The sequence below is a fragment of the Micromonospora sp. NPDC005254 genome (genome assembly GCF_042872525.1).
GTDB lineage: Bacteria > Actinomycetota > Actinomycetes > Mycobacteriales > Micromonosporaceae > Micromonospora.
Genome location: NZ_JBIAKM010000010.1, coordinates 92,963 through 109,677 on the forward strand (window position 1 = coordinate 92,963; position 16,715 = coordinate 109,677).

General features: G+C 73.1%; 15 protein-coding genes. 7 read left to right on the forward strand and 8 right to left on the reverse strand.

What is annotated here, in order from left to right; translation table 11 throughout:
- Window positions 1-45 precede the first annotated feature (45 nt).
- The 4 genes from ACFYPR_RS27455 to ctaD all read left to right on the forward strand — a co-directional run bounded on the left by ACFYPR_RS27455 (window position 46) and on the right by ctaD (window position 4,708).
- The gene (locus ACFYPR_RS27455) at window positions 46-1,203 is read left to right on the forward strand and encodes a glycosyltransferase (RefSeq protein WP_387182432.1); all 1,158 of its coding nucleotides are present in this window, start codon (window positions 46-48) and stop codon (window positions 1,201-1,203) included.
- Window positions 1,204-1,291: 88 nt separating this feature from the next.
- On the forward strand, window positions 1,292-1,750 hold the full coding sequence (locus ACFYPR_RS27460; RefSeq protein WP_387182435.1) for a DUF4383 domain-containing protein: 459 nt from the start codon (window positions 1,292-1,294) through the stop codon (window positions 1,748-1,750).
- Between the two features lie 112 nt (window positions 1,751-1,862).
- Complete coding sequence (locus tag ACFYPR_RS27465; protein WP_387182438.1) at window positions 1,863-2,591, forward strand: ATP-binding protein; 729 nt, start codon at window positions 1,863-1,865, stop codon at window positions 2,589-2,591.
- A 125-nt stretch (window positions 2,592-2,716) separates the two neighbouring features.
- Complete coding sequence (gene ctaD / locus ACFYPR_RS27470) at window positions 2,717-4,708, forward strand: cytochrome c oxidase subunit I (protein ID WP_355137032.1); 1,992 nt, start codon at window positions 2,717-2,719, stop codon at window positions 4,706-4,708.
- 66 nt (window positions 4,709-4,774) lie between these two features.
- On the opposite strand, the gene ACFYPR_RS27475 is transcribed toward ctaD, so the two are convergent.
- Window positions 4,775-5,917, reverse strand: a complete 1,143-nt coding sequence (locus ACFYPR_RS27475) for a SigB/SigF/SigG family RNA polymerase sigma factor (protein WP_355067259.1) — start codon at window positions 5,915-5,917, stop codon at window positions 4,775-4,777.
- A gap of 221 nt (window positions 5,918-6,138) precedes the next feature.
- A complete protein-coding gene (locus ACFYPR_RS27480) occupies window positions 6,139-7,551 on the reverse strand; it encodes a hypothetical protein (protein ID WP_387182443.1) in 1,413 nt (470 codons plus the stop codon).
- A 224-nt stretch (window positions 7,552-7,775) separates the two neighbouring features.
- Here ACFYPR_RS27480 and ACFYPR_RS27485 point away from each other — a divergent pair, with 224 nt between their 5' ends.
- Window positions 7,776-8,003, forward strand: a complete 228-nt coding sequence (locus ACFYPR_RS27485; protein WP_354863236.1) for a CDGSH iron-sulfur domain-containing protein — start codon at window positions 7,776-7,778, stop codon at window positions 8,001-8,003.
- 27 nt (window positions 8,004-8,030) lie between these two features.
- Here the strand turns inward: ACFYPR_RS27485 and ACFYPR_RS27490 are convergent, their stop codons facing one another.
- Genes ACFYPR_RS27490 through ACFYPR_RS27500 form a run of 3 tightly spaced genes read right to left on the reverse strand, consistent with a single transcriptional unit; the run spans window position 8,031 to window position 12,061 of the window.
- Window positions 8,031-9,140 (reverse strand): iron-containing redox enzyme family protein, encoded by a 1,110-nt coding sequence (locus ACFYPR_RS27490; protein WP_355067258.1) that lies wholly within the window; start codon window positions 9,138-9,140, stop codon window positions 8,031-8,033.
- A gap of 49 nt (window positions 9,141-9,189) precedes the next feature.
- Entirely contained in the window at window positions 9,190-10,944 is a 1,755-nt protein-coding gene (locus ACFYPR_RS27495; RefSeq protein ID WP_387182448.1) for a thiamine pyrophosphate-binding protein, read from the reverse strand.
- On the reverse strand, window positions 10,937-12,061 hold the full coding sequence (locus tag ACFYPR_RS27500) for a Vms1/Ankzf1 family peptidyl-tRNA hydrolase (protein WP_354863081.1): 1,125 nt from the start codon (window positions 12,059-12,061) through the stop codon (window positions 10,937-10,939). Before ACFYPR_RS27500 ends, ACFYPR_RS27495 begins: the two co-directional genes overlap by 8 nt.
- 142 nt (window positions 12,062-12,203) lie before the next feature.
- Here ACFYPR_RS27500 and ACFYPR_RS27505 point away from each other — a divergent pair, with 142 nt between their 5' ends.
- A complete protein-coding gene (locus tag ACFYPR_RS27505; RefSeq protein WP_354863085.1) occupies window positions 12,204-12,752 on the forward strand; it encodes a hypothetical protein in 549 nt (182 codons plus the stop codon).
- A 40-nt stretch (window positions 12,753-12,792) separates the two neighbouring features.
- On the opposite strand, the gene ACFYPR_RS27510 is transcribed toward ACFYPR_RS27505, so the two are convergent.
- Window positions 12,793-13,131 (reverse strand): DUF3817 domain-containing protein, encoded by a 339-nt coding sequence (locus ACFYPR_RS27510; RefSeq protein WP_354863080.1) that lies wholly within the window; start codon window positions 13,129-13,131, stop codon window positions 12,793-12,795.
- 184 nt (window positions 13,132-13,315) lie between these two features.
- Here ACFYPR_RS27510 and ACFYPR_RS27515 point away from each other — a divergent pair, with 184 nt between their 5' ends.
- Window positions 13,316-14,794, forward strand: coding sequence for a glutamate--cysteine ligase (locus ACFYPR_RS27515; RefSeq protein WP_354863078.1), 1,479 nt, complete (start codon window positions 13,316-13,318; stop codon window positions 14,792-14,794).
- Window positions 14,795-14,807: 13 nt separating this feature from the next.
- On the opposite strand, the gene ACFYPR_RS27520 is transcribed toward ACFYPR_RS27515, so the two are convergent.
- Window positions 14,808-15,194 carry a DUF2267 domain-containing protein gene (locus ACFYPR_RS27520; protein ID WP_354863076.1) on the reverse strand — a complete coding sequence of 129 codons (387 nt, stop codon included), beginning with the start codon at window positions 15,192-15,194 and terminating at the stop codon, window positions 14,808-14,810.
- Between the two features lie 327 nt (window positions 15,195-15,521).
- On the reverse strand, window positions 15,522-16,694 hold the full coding sequence (locus ACFYPR_RS27525; protein WP_355067256.1) for a zinc-dependent alcohol dehydrogenase: 1,173 nt from the start codon (window positions 16,692-16,694) through the stop codon (window positions 15,522-15,524).
- Window positions 16,695-16,715: the final 21 nt, after the last annotated feature.

Consider the following 16,715-nt stretch of genomic DNA (forward strand, 5'->3'; position numbering starts at 1 on the left):
CGCCGAGGCACGGCCGCACACGGCCGCGGTGCGGGAGGGTGGCCGATGAGCCTCACCGTGCTGATGAACGCCGGCCCGTGGCTGTCGGTGCCCCCGCCCGGCTACGGCGGCATCGAGAACGTGATCGCCACCCTGGTGCCGGAGCTGCGGCGACTCGGCGTGCGGGTGGTGCTCGCCTCGGTGGACAGCAGCAGCCTGCCGGTGGACGAGAAGGTGTCGGTCTTTCCCGACGGGCAGTTCGCGGCGCTGCAACGGCCGTACAACCAGGTCTGCGGGATCGCCCAGGCACACCTGGCCGGGGTGGTCCGCGAGCTGCACTCCCGCGACGACATCGACCTGGTGCACGACCACGTGGAGGCGGTCGGGCTGGCCACCCTCGCGGCGATGGGGCCGGCCGGGCCGCCGACCCTGCACACCCTGCACTGGGACCTGGCCAAGCACCCCGCGCTGTACGGCAGCCTGGACGGCGGCGACCGGGTCCGGGTCAACGGCGTCTCGGCGTCGCAGCTGGCCCGGGCGCCGCTGGCGCTGCGCGAGCACTCGGTGGGTCACGTGCACCTGTCCACGCCGCTCGCCGTGGACGCCGACCGCCGGCCCCGCCCGGAGAAGGGCGAGCACCTGCTCATCCTCGGTCGGATCAACCCGGGCAAGGGGCAGGACGTGGGCGCGCGGCTCGCGCAGCGGATCGGTGTCCCGCTGGTGCTTGCCGGCCCCGTCGGCCCGTACCATCGCCCGGCGGAGCTGGCCTCGGCCGGCGACGACGCCCGGCAGAACCCGGACGTGCGGTTCTTCCTCGACGAGGTGGCGCCGCACGTCGACGGTGACCTGGTGCGCTGGGTCGGCACCGTGGCCGGCCAGGAGCGTGACGACCTGCTGGCCAGCGCCCGCGCGTCGCTGTTCCCGCTGCGGTGGGAGGAGCCGGGCGGCACGGCTGTGGTCGAGTCGCTGGCCCTGGGCACGCCGGTGGTGGCCACCGCCCGGGGCTGCCTGCCGGAGTTGATCGAGCACGGCCGCACCGGCCTGCTCACCGCCGACGAGGACGAGCTGGACGACCTCGTGCTGGCCGCCGACCTGCTCGACCCGGACGAGTGCCGGCGGGTGGCCGCGAAGCGGTTCACGCCCGCGGTGATGGCCCAGCGCTACGTCGAGCTGTACCAGCGGGTCCGCGAGCTGGCCACCGCGCCCCGCCTGCAACCGGCCTGAGCGCGCACCCGTCGCCGCCGGCGCGTTAGCCGTCGGCGGCAACGGGTAGACGCACCGCTCACGCCCGTCGCGCAGCGAGGAGCCGGTGATGGTCGGACCGATGGCGCACTCCCGGGCCCGGGCCAACCCGGCCGACGGCAAGCCGCCGGTACGCCGGGCGGCGAGCGCCGCGTCCGTGCTCTTCCTGCTGGTCGGCGTGCTCGGCTTCGTCCCGGGAATCACCAGCGGCACGGACAATCTGCGGTTCGCCGGGCACGGCTCGGGCGCGTTCCTGTTCGGCGCCTTCCAGGTGTCGGTGCTGCACAACCTCGTCCATTTGCTGTTCGGGGTCGCCGGCCTGGCGCTGGCGCGGACGGTCAGCGGCGCCCGGACGTTCCTCATCGGCGGCGGCGCCGTCTACCTGGTGCTCTGGCTCTACGGCCTGGCGGTGGATCACGACACCGGCGCGAACGTCCTGCCGGTCAACGCCGCGGACGGCTGGCTGCACCTCGGCCTCGGTCTGGGCCTGATCGCGCTGGGTCTGCTGACCGGACGGGCACGCCGCTGACCTGCGGGTCCGGGCGTGAGCTGCGTCCCGGGAGCGGCCGGTCCGGTTTGGTGCCGCAGGGCCTCGGGTAGTGGGCAGATCCCGACCCGACCAGCGAATCGAGGGCCCGCCGATGCCCAGCCGGATCACCTGCGAGGTGCGCGAGACCGCACCGGTGGCGGTCGTCCAGCTCACCGGCGCCCTCGATCTGGGCACGATGCGGGCGGTGCACCAGGCGCTGGACGGGGCGCTGGCCGCCCAGCCGGAGGCGCTGGTGGTCGACCTCGCGGGGGTGACCGTGCGGGACCGGCTGGCGCTGTCGGTGTTCGCGGCGACGGCCCGGCGGGCCGAGGAGTGGCCGGCCGTGCCGGTGGTGCTGTGCGCGCCGCCTCCGGCCGCCGCCCGCTGGCTGGCCGAGTCGACGACGTGCCGGGTGGTGCCGGTGTCACGGGACTGTGCGGAGGCGACCCGGGTGGCCGGCGCGGCCGGCGCGCTGCGGATGCGGGCCCGGCTGGAGCCGGTGGCCGGGGCCTGCCGGCGGGCCCGGGAGCTGGTCGGCGACGCGTGCGCCCGGTGGAACCTGCCCGGCGCGGCGGGCCCGGCCGCGCTGGTGCTCAGCGAACTGGTCGGCAACGTGGTCCGGCACGCGGGCACCCCCATGCAGGTGACGGTGACACTGCGCCGGCCGTACCTGCACCTGGCCGTGGTGGACGGCAGCCGGGCCGCCGCCCAGCCCGCCGATCCGGATCTGCGGGCCGAGGGTGGCCGAGGGCTGCTGCTGGTCCGCGAGCTGGCGCAGCGGTGGGGCAGCGTGCCGGCGGGTCAGGGCAAGGCCGTCTGGGCGATGCTGCCGGCGACCTGAGCGCATCGGGCGGCTTCGACCGGTACCGGCGATCTGACCGAAATTACCGCTTCAGCCTGGTTACATGGTGGGAGGGTCGGGTAGGCACGCCCGTCCTTTCTGCCGTCACGACGGGGTGAGCAGCCATGCCCAAGCGGGTAACCACGGAACCCGGTCGCGATCGGGGCCCGGCGATCCTGGCACCGGCCCGCTTCGGGGGCTTCCCCGGAGCCCTGCGGGCGCCGGTCCCCGGCAACTCGTTGATCAAATTCCTCGCCACCACGGATCACAAGCAGATCGGTCTGCTGTATCTGCTGACCTCCTTCGGGTTCTTCCTGGTGGCCGGTCTGCAGGCGATGCTGATGCGCGCCGAGCTGGCCCGACCGGGTCTGCAGTTCCTCTCCTCCGAGCAGTACAACCAGCTCTTCACCTCGCACGGCGCGGTGATGCTGCTGCTGTTCGCCACACCCGCGGCCTTCGGGTTCGGCAACTTCATCGTGCCGATCCAGATCGGCGCGCCGGACGTGTCGTTCCCCAGGCTCAACGCGCTGGCCTACTGGCTGTACCTGTTCGGCGGGCTCATGGTGATCGGCGGGTTTCTCACGCCGGGCGGCTCGGCGGACTTCGGCTGGACGGCGTACAGCCCGCTCAGCGACGTGGACCACAGCCCCGGGGTGGGCGCGAACATGTGGGTGCTCGGCCTGGTCGTCTCCGGCCTGGGCACCATCCTCGGCGCGGTCAACCTGATCACCACGATCCTGACCCTGCGCGCGCCCGGCATGACCATGTTCCGGATGCCGATCTTCACCTGGAACATGCTGTTCACCAGCGTGCTGGTGATCCTGGTGTTCCCGCTGCTGGCCGCCGCGCTGCTGGCGCTCGCGGCCGACCGGCTGATCAACGCGCACGTGTACGACCCCGCCACCGGTGGACCGATGCTCTGGCAGCACCTGTTCTGGTTCTTCGGTCATCCCGAGGTGTACATCATCGCGCTGCCGTTCTTCGGCATCATCACCGAGATCATTCCGGTGTTCTCCCGCAAGCCGCTGTTCGGTTACACCGGAATCGTGCTGGCCACCATCGCCATCACCGTGCTGTCCATGACGGTCTGGGCGCACCACATGTTCGCCACCGGCCAGGTGCTGCTGCCGTTCTTCAGCATCCTGAGCTACCTGATCGCGGTGCCCACCGGCGTGAAGTTCTTCAACTGGATCGGCACCATGTGGAAGGGGCAGCTCACGTTCGAGACGCCGATGCTGTTCGCCATCGGCTTCCTGGTCACCTTCCTGCTCGGTGGCCTCACCGGGGTGCTGCTGGCCAGCCCGCCGGCCGACTTCCACACCCACGACAGCTACTTCGTGGTGGCGCACTTCCACTACGTCGTGTTCGGCACGGTGGTCTTCGCGCTCTTCGGCGGCTACTACTTCTGGTGGCCGAAGATGACCGGGCGGCTGCTCGACGAGCGGCTCGGCAAGGCGCACTTCTGGACGATGTTCATCGGCTTCCACGGCACCTTCCTGGTGCACCACTGGCTGGGCGCCGAGGGCATGCCCCGCCGGTACGCCGACTACCTGCCCACCGACGGCTTCACCACGCTGAACACGATCTCCAGCATCTTCGCGTTCATCCTCGGCCTCTCCACCCTCTTCTTCATCTACAACGCCTGGAAGTCCTGGCGGTACGGGGCGGTGGTCACGGTGGACGACCCGTGGGGCTTCGGCAACTCGCTGGAGTGGGCGACCACCTGCCCGCCACCACTGCGCAACTTCGACAAGATGCCCCGGATCCGCTCCGAGCGGCCGGCCTTCGACCTCAAGTACGGTCCGCTCGTCGCCGACCTGGGCCGGGACCTGCCGCAGCGCACCACGAAGCCGCCGCAGCACTTCGGCGACGAGATACACCTGGAGCACCACGCGCCGGAGTCGCCCGCCCCCGAGGGCGCGCACGGCGCCCGGGACGCGGTCAGCTACCAGCCGGCGCCCGAGTCCGGCGCCCGCCCGGTGGACGTGCCGGAGCCCGAGGTCGTACGCCGGCCGAGCTTCGAGCAGAGCGACGCGCCCCAGGACGCCGAGGACGCGCCGAAGCCGCACGAACGCTGGCGGCATCCGCACAGCGGCGACGAGACCGAGGACCGCTGAGAGTCGGTACGACGAGGGGCCCACACCACCGCGGTGTGGGCCCCTCGTCGTGTGCGTACGCGCCGGTCAGTCCCGGGCGGGTGCCAGGCCGGCGGCGGTGAGCGAGCGGCGCACCGCCGGCTGCACCCGGGTCAGCCGCAGCGGCACGCCGGTGCGCTCCGCCGCCTCCCGGCCCGCCATCAGCGCGGCGATCCCGCCGGCGTCGAAGCCGCCCGCGCCGACCAGGTCGACGACGACCTCGCTCGGCTGGCCGTTGACGGCCTCCAGCATCGCGCGGCGCAGCTGGTCCGCGCCGTCCCGGTCCACCTCACCGCCGACCTCGACGACGACCCCGTCGCCGTTCTGCCGCACCGAGATGCGGGTCTTGCCCGGGTCCGGTTCGGCGGCGCCGTTCTGCCACGGCGGCGGCGCGTCGGCGAGCATGGCCTGCCGCAGCCAGGTCAGCGCCCGCGACAGCAGCCGGGAGACGTGCATCTGCGAGATGCCGAACCGGGCGGCGATCTCCGCCTGGGTCTGGTTGCCGTAGAAGCGCATGGCGAGGATGCGGCGTTCGCGCCAGGGCAGCCGGTGCAGCAGGCCGCTCACCGTCACCCGGTCGTCGACCGATTCCAGCGCGTTGTCCGACTCGCCGACCAGGTCACCGAACTCCGCGGAACTCTCCCCGCCGACCGGCGCGTTCAGTGACGCCGGGCTGTAGCCGGCCGCCGACTCCAGCGCCGCGAGGATCTCCTCCTGCGGCGTCTCCAGGCGGGCCGACAGCTCGGCCACCGACGGCGCCCGGGACAGCTCACTGGTCAGCGCGGCGGTGGCCTGACCCACCTCGAGGATCAGGTCGCGCAGCCGCCGGGGCACGTGCACGCCCCAGGTGCGGTCCCGGAAGTGCCGCTTGATCTCCCCGACGATGGTGATCGCCGCGTACGCGGTGAACGAGCCCCGTTCCGGGTCGTACCGGTCGACGGCGTTGACCAGCCCGAGGCGGGCCACCTGCTCCAGGTCCTCCAGCGGCTCCCCCCGGCCCCGGTACCGGCGGGCCAGTCGCCCGGCGAACGGCAGCGCGAAGCGCACCAGGTCGTCGCGGGCCTCTCCCCGCCGCTCCGGCGGCAGCCCCTCGATCCGGGCCGCGTACGCCAGCGCCGCCGCGTCCAGGTCCTCCAGACCACGCTCGGTGGGTGGTGGTGTGGTCGTGGTCGTGCTCGTCTGTCCGAACATCCGCGCCTCCCTCAGGAAGGTCCCCCGCCCGGATCGGGAAACCGGTCGTGCGCGTGGTCGGGCCACGCACCGGGCCGGAAAGTGGGTCAGTGACTGGGATGCCAGCGGGCGACAACGCCTCTACGCAGCGCAATCAGGCCGTCGCAGCCAGCGATGTTCCCGCTCCGTAGGTACTCAATCACGGGACCCCGGGTTCGCGAGGAAGTTTCGGCGTGCTCCCCTCAGGAGACGAGCAACCCCTGGTGGCCGCCGCTGTCGCGGAGCACCGACAGGGCCTCAGCGGCCCCCAGCGGGGGCGGAGCGGGCAGGTCGTACGGCTGGGCGCGCAGGACCTCGGTGGCCCGGCGCGTCGGCACGGACGTCACCGGATAGCCCCGGGCGGAGGTCCGGTCCAGCGCCCGCCGCCGCCGGCCGAAGCCCGCGACGGCCAACCACTGCGGCAGCCCGGCCAGCGCGGGCGAGCGCATCCCGGGAGGCTCGGGCAGGACGTCCACCGAGCTGAACGTCTCGCTGCCGGCCAGCCACCACTCGGCCTCGTCGACGCTGCGCCGGGTGGCGTTCTCACACCAGTACGGCACCAGCCCCGCCCGTACCACCTGCCACGGATCGAGCAGCCGGCCGCACTCCACCACCAACCGGTCACCGGTCTTGCCGGCGGCCCGCAGCCACCGCCGGTACAGGTCCGCCACGCCCGCGCTCAGCGCCGCCGGCCGGGGCACCAGCACCCGGTGCAGCGGATGCTGGTGGCGGGCGGCCCAGTCCCGCGTGGTCCGCTCGAAGTCCGCGTCCATGCCGTGCTCGGCGTCCCCCGACGGCGCCGACACCTCCGGCGGCGCCCACTGGGCGGCGTCCCCGCCCACGGCGCGCAGGACCTGCCGCAGGGCATGGCTGTCGGGGTGGAAGTCCACCGGGTCCAGCCCGCTGGCCGGGCAGCCGACCTGGAAGCTGTGCCCGGGCCCCCGCTCCGACACCGGCCACGTGCGCGCGTCGCGCACCAGCAGCACCGGGGCGGCCGCGCTCAGCCGGTCGGTCAGGAACTGCGCGTACGCGGCCGGCAGCGCCCTCCAGCGGGCGGCCAGCGACACGGTGACCCCGGTCAGCGACCCCCGGCTGGCCGGGCAGTGCACCTGACGCAGGTGCACGTCGGGGTTGCCGGCGAGCAGCCGTTCGGCGAGCGCCCCCCCGTGCTCCAGCGCCGCCCCCGGGCGGTCCACAGCGCCGTCGCTCCAGTGCGCGGTCATCTCGAAGCCGGCGGGCAGCCACGGCACGCCGAGGGCCACCGCGAGGTGGGCCGCCGCACCGTGCGGCGACCCGATGAGCACACCGGGGTAGCTCCCACGCGGGTACTGGTCGACGAACCAGCGCGCGACCCGGGCCGCGTCCACCTCACCGACCTGGTCGACGGTGAGGGCGACCCGCCCGGCGGCCCGGCTCACCGCGGCACGGCGTACCGGCTCGGGGGCGCCCGGGAACCGCGAGGTCGGCCCGGTGTGCCCGAGGTCGGCGCAGTCCGCGCCGCGCAGGGCCCGGGCGGTGGCGGCGACCAGCACCCGGGCAGCGCTGCCCTGGGCCACGACCCGGTCGCCGGCCAGACCGGCGCCGTCGGCCGACAGCCCCTTGTGCACCTTGTGCACCGGGCCCACCTTGCCTCGTTCGCTCACCACGCGGCCCGGCTTCCCGTCCGGATGGGGTTCAAACGGGGCATCACCCACCCGGCGGCAACATTCCACAGGTCAGCGGCGTTCGGCGACGATTGGCTCCGGGCGGCGGGAGCGGGCCGGCGGGGACGATCGGACCTGAGGGACCCACGGCGTCCGCGCGGGGTTTCGTCGCGGCCGGGGCGGGCACTTCCGGACTCATGCGCACCGAGGACACCGGCGAGTCCGCCGCCACGATCACCCCGTACGAGGACGGCCCGCTCCTGGTCCGCGGCGACTTCGCCCTGGTCACTCCGGACGGCGAGCGGATCGACGCACGCCGGGGCACGATCGCTCTGTGCCGGTGTGGCAAGTCGGCGCTCAAACCGTTCTGCGACGGCACCCACAAGGTGGTCAACTTCCGGGCCGGCACCGCCCGCGAGGGCTGACCGGGCGGACCTGACCAGGCGAAGCCGTCAGGCGACGGCGGGCTGGACCGGCGTCACCACGGTCGGCGTCGCGGTGAGCGACACCAGCGGCGGCACGGCCGGCGCGGTCGACAGCGGCAGTGGCGACCGCAGTGAGCTGCGGCCGGCGGCCCAACTGTCCAGCAGGTGCGCCGCGAACAGCCGGTCCACCGCGAGCGCCGCCGCCGCGCCGAAGAGCACGTCGGAGGCGAGCGCCGGCTCGGTACGGACCAGGCCGCCACACAGGTCGTGCGCGGCGATCTGCTCGTGCACCGCGTCGGCCTCCACGTGCTCGTCGTAGAAGCGGGTCGCCACCTCGTCGAGGCCGAGCCGGCGCAGGCCGTTGCCGTAGCGGCGGTTCGGCAGGGACGAGGTCATCTCGAAGGCCGCCAGGTGCCCGAGCAGCGCGCCGCGCAGCCGTCGGTGCAGCCCGAACAGCGACATCAGGTTGTTGGTCGCCAGCGTCACCGCGGGCACCGCGTCCAGGTGGGCGCCGTAGCCGGTGTCCATACCCAACCGGTCGAGGGTGCGCCGGAACAGCTCGGCGTGCATCCGGTCCAGCCGGCCGTTGCCGTACTCGTCGGTCTGGATCTCGACGAGGGCGGCCTTGGCGGGACCGCCGAGGCGGGGCAGCGCCCAACTGTGCGGGTCCGCCTCGCGCAGGTGGTAGACGGAACGGTGGGCGACGAACTCGCGGAACTGGGTGAGGTCGGCGTGCCGCTGGAGCGTGGCGGCCAGCGGCGGCCCGTCGTCGGCCGCGACCAGCTCGCCCAATCCGGCCGCGACCCCACCGGCCGGTACCGCCGGGGCTCCGGCCAGCCGGCGCAGCGCCGCCTCGAAGGGCCGTTCGACGCGGGCCCGCAGGGCCAGCAGCGCGGGCTGCCACTCCCAGCCCTCGTCCACCCCGCTCCAGCCCCGGTAGTGCAGCTCGTAGCAGAGGAACAGGGTCAGTTGCAGGTCCTCGTCGCCGATCGCGTCCACCGGATCGAGGTCGACGCCCAGGCCGGGAGGCAGGTCGTGCGGCGGACGCCGCAGCGCATCGGTCACCGCTGCGGACAGCGGACCGCGCGGCTGCGGCAGGGGCGCGGGACCGTAGCGGCGGTCGGCGGGCTCCAGCATGTGACCTCCAGCGTCGTCGGGCCGCTACTGATGCCCTGAAGAGGTACGCCTAAACGAGATCGTCGACGGCCACCGCCTGCTCGACCTGCTCGCGTACCCGCCGGGCGCCCTCCCCCTCGGCGTACAGTCCGCGCAGGTCGGCGAAGGCCGGCTCCGGCGGCGCCAACGACACCGCCGGGTCGACTACCGCTTCCAGGACGCACGGGCGGTCCGCGGCAAGCGCCTCGTCCCAGGCGGCGCCGACCAGTTCCGGGCGGTCCACCCGGACACCGTGCAGCCCGAGCAGGCGGGCCCAGCCGGCGTACGGCACGTCCGGGCGGCGGTGGGTGGGGTCGGACGACGGCTCCCGGCCACCGCCCATGCCGTTCTGGTCGCGGTTGTTGAGCACGAGCACCACCAACCGTGGGTCGGCCCACCCCTGCCAGTGGTGCGACACCGTGATCAGCTCGGCGAGCCCGTTGAGCTGCATGGCGCCGTCGCCGAGCAGGGCGATCACCGGCTGGCCGGGCGCGGCGAGTTTGGCGGCCACCGCGTACGGCAGGGCGCAGCCCATCGAGCCGAGGGTGCCGCACAGTTGCGCGTTCACCCCGGGCGGCAGGACGAGGTGCCGGGCGTACCAGTAGAGGACCGAGCCGACGTCGACCGCGACCGAGCCGGTCCGCGGCGCCCGGGTGGAGAGTTCCTGGAGCACGAGCTGCGGGTTGATCGGTTCGGCGGGCGCGGCGGCCCGGTCGGCCGCGGTCGCCCGCCAGCGGTCGACCGCGCTCTCCACCGTGGCACGCCACTGCTGGTGCGGCCGCGACGGCACCCGCGCCAGCAGCGCGCGCAGCGTCTCGGCCGCGTCCCCGACCAGGGGCACGTCGGCCGGGTACCGGCTGCCGATGCGGGTGCCGTCGATGTCGATCTGCACGGTGCGGGCCTGGTCGGGCATCGGGAAGTAGTCGGTCCACGGGTCGTTGGTGCCGACCAGCAGGAGCGTGTCGCAGCCGCCCATCAGCTCGGCGGCGGCCGGCGTGCCGACCTCGCCGAGCACGCCGGCGTGGAAGGGCAGCCGCTCGTCGAGGACCGGCTTGCCCAGCAGCGAGGTGGCCACCCCGGCGCCGAGCCGGTCGGCCAGCTCGATGATCTCGTCGGCGGCGCCCCGGCCCCCCTGGCCCACCAGGATCGCGGTGCGCTGGCCGTTGCCGAGGATCTGCGCGGCGGCGTCGAGGTCCACCTCGTACGGCAGCACCCGGGCCAGCGGCTCACCGGGAGTCGCCGTGATCACGCCGACCGCGTGCGCGCCCAGGTCGGGCACCACGGCCTCCTGCAGGTGCCGAGGCAGCACCACACAGGTCGGGCTGCGGGTCGCCGCCGCGGTGCGGAACGCCTGGTCCAGCAGCGCCGGTACGCTCTCCGGGCTGCGGCCGTACTGGACGAACTGGTTGCACACGTCGCCGAAGAGCCGGCTCAAACCGATCTGCTGGTGCGCGCCGCCCAGGGGCCCGGTGACGTCCTCGCCGACGATCGCGACGACCGGTTTGCTGTCCAGCTTCGCGTCGTAGAGGCCGTTGAGCAGTTGCACCGCGCTGGGCCCCTGGGTGGCCAGGCAGACCCCGATGCCGCCGGTGAACTTGGCGTGCCCGGTGGCCATGAACGAGGCGGTCTCCTCGTGCCGGGCCGGGACGAACGCCGGATCACCCCCGGAGCGGTCCAGCGCCTCGACCAGCGGGGCGATCGCCGCACCGGGGTAGCCGAAGGCGCGCGGGACCCGCCAGGCCCGCAGCCGCTCCACCACCAGGTCCGCCACACGGCGCTCAGCCATTGCCGCGCCCCGGGGTGCCTTCGTCGACGTAGCGCAGCACCGCGCCGACGCCGTCGGTGAGCTCGGGCGCCTCGTCCGCGCCGAGTACGGTCAGCGCCGCGTCGGTGCCGACCAGCGCGCGGACCAGCGCCGCGTCGGCGCGTACCCGCTGGGGGTCGTCCACCGACATCGCGCTGAGCTGGCCGGGGTCGACGGCGATCTCGGTCGGCTCCGGGCCGATCCACAGCTCACCGTTGGCCGACGGGTCGTCCACGATCAGCATGGTGTCGACCTGGTTGCGTTGCAGGGCCGAGACGACCGCGTCGAGACCGGCGCCCACGTCCTCCTGCACGCCGAAACGGTCCAGCGCGGCGGTGATCCGCTGGTCGGCGACCTCCGCGATGGTCTGCACGGTGAGGTCGTCGAGCATGGTCTGGTCGGCGCCGCCGGCCCGGGACCCGGCGTCGGTACGGACCACCAGGTCCTGCCAGCGCTCCGGCATCTGGGCGGCGATCATGCCGGTGGCCCGGACGTCGCCGGCCACCACCACCACGTCCGCGCCGACCCTGTCGGCCAGCTGCACGGTCGCGGCTGTCACGTCGCCGGCGTTCTGGTGCCACGCCTCCATGGCGGCGCGCTGATAGCGCGACTGGGACCAGCCGCCGGGCTGCACGCGACGCAGCGGGAAGCTGTCCCGGCCGGCGACGTGCGCCCGTCGGGGCACCCCGCCCGCGCTGACCGCCATCGCGTCGCCGCCGGTGCGGTCGGCGACCACCCGGACCCAGGCCACCTGTTCGCCGCGCTGGGCGAGCAGCGGCATCACGTGCGGCAGTGGCCCGAAACTGGCCAGGTCGCGCAGCGGCGGCGCGGACAGGTACTCGGAGAGCACCACCCGGCCGTGGCTGGCGAAGACGGCCAGGCCGTAGTCACCGACCATCGGGTCGTGACCCCGGATCACCCGGTCCAGCGCGGCGATGCTCGCCTCGTCCGCGCCCTGGTCGGCCAGGCTGCGTTCCAGGGCACGCCAGCGCAGGTCCAGCGCCGGTTTGGCGTCCTCCGTGTCGGCGGAGGCGTCCAGGTACACCGAGCACCACGGCCCGGGTCGGTCGTAGAGCGGGCGCAGGAAGGACAGCTGCATGCTCGACCCCTTTCCAGCTCGGCCCCCCGCTTACCCTGCTCGCCCGGGATGTCACCTCGTGGCCGTGAGCCCGTGACCAGGTTTCATTCACGGCGTTCAACCGGGGACATCGATACGATCAGTGAACACAAGCGGACTCTCGGTGGTGGGGATGGACAGCGGACTCGATACCCGACGGATCGTGCACCCGACGGAGCGGATCGTCACCGGGCGGCTGGTCCGCCTGCTCGACGGCTACACCCGCGAGATACGCGTCGGCCAACCGGTGCTGGTCGCGGTGCTCGCCGCGGCGGCGTTCGCCCGGTTGCCGGCCCTGCTGCTGCGCGCGCTCTTCTCGTTCGGCGGCGGCGGCACCCGGCGGCGCTGGAAGGAGCTGAAGCAGGGCCCGGAGTACCTGGTCACCCCGGTGCGCCTGCGCAACACCGCCGGTCAGCTCTGCGAGGTGGAGCTGCACGGGCACCTGCCGCAGAGCGCGTTGCACCCGGCCGACCAGGTGCAGCTCACGCTGCGCCCGCAGCGTGACCCGGAGTTGCCGCCGCGCATCGAGCGGATCGTCAACCTCACCACCGGGCAGCTGCTCACCCCGCGTACCGCGACGCTCTGGTCGCATCTCGGCCCGCCACTGCTGTTGCAGGCGGCGCTGGGCGCGCTGTTGCTCGCCGGCGTGGTGGCCTGCTCCGCAGTGACCTGACCTGACCCGGCGGCGGCCCGCGCAGCGGCCGGGCCGCGCGTCAGCCGACGGGTGCGGGCTCGCGGGTCGGGCGGCGGTCGACGCCGAGGATTCCCCTGCGACGGGCCCAGCGCTCGAAGATCAGGGTGGCGAACGGCGGCACTGCACAGGCCAGCGCCACCACGGTCACCGGCAGGCTCCACCGGCGCAGTCGGGCCACCGCGAGCACCAGCAGCCCGTACGCGATGAACAGGCCGCCGTGGATCGGGCCGAAGATCTTGACGCCCAGCTCGTTGCCGGGCGGACCGTACTTGACGGCCATTCCGGCCAGCAGGGCCAGCCAGGAGCACGCCTCGGCGATCGCCGCCGCGACGAACAGCCGGGTCACCTTCTCGCGCATCCGGACGCCACCACCTCTCGGGCGGCAATGCTAACGGTGCCGGCCGTTCGCGCCCTCGTCGGCCACGCACCGTGCGACAGGGGTCACGGAGCCCGCGACTGGGTAGGAAAGAACCCTCGGGTCTTCCCCCGCCCGCCGGCCACGTGCGAGGTTGGGGGGGACCAGCGGTGACAGGGTGGTGACCATGGGCGAGGATGTCGGCGTACGGACCTTCAGTCGGGAGGACCGGGCCCGGTACCGCGAGAAGGTGCGCAACTGCCTGGACGTCTTCGCCGAGATGTTGCGCGAGTCGCGGTTCGACATCGACCGGCCGATGACCGGGCTGGAGATCGAGCTGAACCTCGTCGACGAGGCGTCGAACCCGGCGATGCGCAACGCCGACGTGTTGGCGGCCATCGAGGATCCGAGCTTCCAGACGGAGCTGGGCCAGTTCAACATCGAGATCAACGTGCCGCCGCGGCGGCTGACCGGCACCGGCACCGCCGACTTCGAGGAGCACGTGCGGGCCAGCCTCAACGCCGCCGAGGAGAAGGCGCGGGCGATCGGCGCGCACATGGTCATGATCGGCATCCTGCCGACGTTGCGCCCCGAGCACCTGACCGCCGAGACGCTCTCGGCGAACCCGCGCTACAAGCTGCTCAACGAGCAGATCTTCGCCGCCCGGGGTGAGGACCTGCCGATCGCCATCAGCGGGGTGGAGCGCCTGGCGGTCACCGCCGACACGATCACCCCGGAGGCGGCCTGCACGAGCACCCAGTTCCACCTCCAGGTCAGCCCGGCGCAGTTCGCCGACTACTGGAACGCCGCCCAGGTGGTCGCCGGCATCCAGGTGGCGTTGGGCGCGAACGCACCGCTGTTCTTCGGCCGGGAGCTGTGGCGCGAGACCCGCATCCCGCTGTTCCAGCAGGCCACCGACACCCGGCCGGAAGAGATCAAAGCCCAGGGGGTACGCCCCAGAGTCTGGTTCGGCGAGCGGTGGATCACCAGCGTGTTCGACCTGTTCGAGGAGAACGTCCGCTACTTCCCGGCGCTGCTGCCGGTGTGCGACCCGCAGGACCCGGCGCAGACCCTCGCGGCCGGCGAGGTGCCCAACCTCGCCGAGCTGCGGCTGCACAACGGCACGATCTACCGCTGGAACCGCCCGGTGTACGACGTGTCGCGCGGCCGGCCGCACCTGCGCGTCGAGAACCGGGTGCTGCCGGCCGGGCCGACCGTGCTGGACACCATCGCCAACGGGGCCTTCTACTTCGGACTGGTCCGCGCCCTGGCCGAGTCGGATCGCCCACTGTGGTCCCAGATGTCGTTCAGCGCCGCCGAGGAGAACTTCACCAGTTGCGCACGGCACGGCATCGACGCGCAGGTCTTCTGGCCCGGCCTCGGTTACCTGCCGGTCACCGAGCTGGTGCTGCGCCGGCTGCTGCCGATGGCGCACCACGGCCTGGACCGGTGGGGCCTCGATCCGACCGAGCGCGACCGGCTGCTGGGCATCATCGAGCAGCGCTGCCTGACCAGCCGCAACGGCGCGACCTGGCAGGTGGAGACGCTGCACCGGTTGGAGTCCGCCGATCACCTGGACCGGCCGGAGGCGCTGCGCGAGGTGGTCCGGCACTACGTGACGCTGATGCACAGCAACCGGCCGGTGCACGAGTGGCCGATCCCCTGATCTACGGCGACGGTCAACCGCGCGGTGTCGGCACGCCGAACAGGTCGATGATGCCGCCCGGCAGTTGGGCGAGCAGGTCCTGTCGCTCGTCGTCGTTGAGCGCCTCGGCGACGGTACGCAGCACCGCCTGGGCGTGTTGACGCACCTGGTCCGCGTTCGCGACCTGCTCCCGGTCGCCGACGTGCTTGAGGAACTCACCGATGTCCCACCGGCGGCCCTGCGGATTACGGGTGACCGACGCGTCCAGCCGATCCGGTAGCTGTGCCGCCAGGTGGTCGGCCTCCTGGCCGGCGAGCCGTTCGCCGAGCACCGACAGGACGGCCTGTACGGACCGCACGGCCTCGTTCTCCCCGAGGCCCGCACGCTGGCGCACCGTGGCGATCATCTGGTCGTACTCCATGACCCGCTCCTTCCGTCTGCTCGGCCGGCCGTGCGGCCCGCCGGGCGAACGGGGCGGTTTCCCCGGCTCGCCGGGCACAAACGGGGTGGCGCGGTATCCGGTGGTGCGGTGTCTGGGTAGCGGTGGACCGGCACGGGTGCCCCGTCCCGGAATCACCTCCCAGCGAGCGCTGCGGGCGGCGGATCGTCGCGCAGCCGGCTGTAAAGATGTCCGTCGCGCCATCCGCCGGCCCTCCCCCGCCACTCGGGGAGCAGCACGATCCCGATCTCCCAGTACGACGCCGCCCCCGAGTACCGCCCGAAGTGCCGTGCGGCGGCCGGTCGACGCTCAGGCCTTGAGGAGCACCTTCGTGCAGTCGTCCTGCTTCTTCTGGAAGATCTTGTAGCCCTTCGCGGCGTCGCGTAGCGGCAGCCGGTGGCTGACGACGAAGCTCGGGTCGATCTCGCCGAGCTGGATGCGTTCCAGCAGTGGCCGGGTGTAGCGCTGCACGTGACACTGGCCGGTCCGCATGATCAGCGACCGGTTCATGAACGCGCCCATCGGGAACTTGTCGACGAAGCCCCCGTACGCGCCGATGACCGACACCACCCCGCCGGAGCGGCAGGCCAGGATCGCCTCGCGCAGCGCGAAGGGCCGTTCCGTCTCGGTCCGCGTGGCCTGTTTGGCCCGGTCGTACGCGTACAGGGCCGCGTTGCCGTGGTGGCCCTCCAGGCCGACCGCGTCGATGCACGCGTCCGGCCCCCGGCCGGCGGTCATCTCGTCGAGGGTGTCCAGCACGTCGGCCTCGGCATAGTTGATCGTCTCGGCGCCGACGTGCTCCTCGGCGAGCCGCAGCCGGTACGGGAACCGGTCGATGACGATCACGCGCTCCGCGCCGAGCAGCCGGGCGCTGGCGGCGGCGAGCAGCCCGACCGGTCCCGCGCCCCAGACCGCGATGACCTGCCCCGGTTTGATGTCGCACATCTCGGCGCCCATGTAGCCGGTCGGGAAGGCGTCGGCGAGCATGACCGCCTGGTCGTCGGGGATGTAGTCGGGCACCTTGAGCGGGCCGACGTCGGCGAACGGCACCCGGGCGTACTCGGCCTGACCGCCCGCGTACCCGCCGAGGAGGTGGGAGTAGCCGAAGATGCCGGCCGGCGAGTGGCCCATGACCTTCTCGGCGATCCCGGCGTTGGGGTTGGAGTTCTCGCACACCGAGTACAGGCCCCGCTGGCACGACGAGCAGTGCCCACAGGCGATCGGGAAGGGCACCACCACCCGGTCGCCGGGCTTGAGGTTGCGCACCTGCGGGCCCACCTCCACCACCTCGCCCATGAACTCGTGGCCGAGGATGTCTCCCTTGCGCATGGCCGGGATGTAGCCGTGGTAGAGGTGCAGGTCGGAGCCGCAGATCGCGGTGGTGCTGATCTTCACGATCGCGTCGCGGGCATTCATGATCGTCGGGTCGGGCACGTCGATCACCTTGACGCTGTCGGTGCCCATCCAGGCGGTGGCCTTCATCTCCGCGGTCCCTTTCGACGG

Bases quoted from the DNA above. Each gene is read 5' to 3' on its own strand.
- ACFYPR_RS27465 (WP_387182438.1), top strand. From the start codon at position 1,863: ATGCCCAGCCGGATCACCTGCGAGGTGCGCGAGACCGCACCGGTGGCG.
- ACFYPR_RS27525 (WP_355067256.1), bottom strand. From the start codon at position 16,694: ATGAAGGCCACCGCCTGGATGGGCACCGACAGCGTCAAGGTGATCGAC.
- ctaD (WP_355137032.1), top strand. From the start codon at position 2,717: ATGCCCAAGCGGGTAACCACGGAACCCGGTCGCGATCGGGGCCCGGCG.
- ACFYPR_RS27520 (WP_354863076.1), bottom strand. From the start codon at position 15,194: ATGGAGTACGACCAGATGATCGCCACGGTGCGCCAGCGTGCGGGCCTC.
- ACFYPR_RS27495 (WP_387182448.1), bottom strand. From the start codon at position 10,944: ATGGCTGAGCGCCGTGTGGCGGACCTGGTGGTGGAGCGGCTGCGGGCC.
- ACFYPR_RS27510 (WP_354863080.1), bottom strand. From the start codon at position 13,131: ATGCGCGAGAAGGTGACCCGGCTGTTCGTCGCGGCGGCGATCGCCGAG.
- ACFYPR_RS27490 (WP_355067258.1), bottom strand. From the start codon at position 9,140: ATGCTGGAGCCCGCCGACCGCCGCTACGGTCCCGCGCCCCTGCCGCAG.
- ACFYPR_RS27500 (WP_354863081.1), bottom strand. From the start codon at position 12,061: ATGCAGCTGTCCTTCCTGCGCCCGCTCTACGACCGACCCGGGCCGTGG.
- ACFYPR_RS27475 (WP_355067259.1), bottom strand. From the start codon at position 5,917: ATGTTCGGACAGACGAGCACGACCACGACCACACCACCACCCACCGAG.
- ACFYPR_RS27455 (WP_387182432.1), top strand. From the start codon at position 46: ATGAGCCTCACCGTGCTGATGAACGCCGGCCCGTGGCTGTCGGTGCCC.
- ACFYPR_RS27515 (WP_354863078.1), top strand. From the start codon at position 13,316: ATGGGCGAGGATGTCGGCGTACGGACCTTCAGTCGGGAGGACCGGGCC.
- ACFYPR_RS27485 (WP_354863236.1), top strand. From the start codon at position 7,776: ATGCGCACCGAGGACACCGGCGAGTCCGCCGCCACGATCACCCCGTAC.
- ACFYPR_RS27460 (WP_387182435.1), top strand. From the start codon at position 1,292: ATGGTCGGACCGATGGCGCACTCCCGGGCCCGGGCCAACCCGGCCGAC.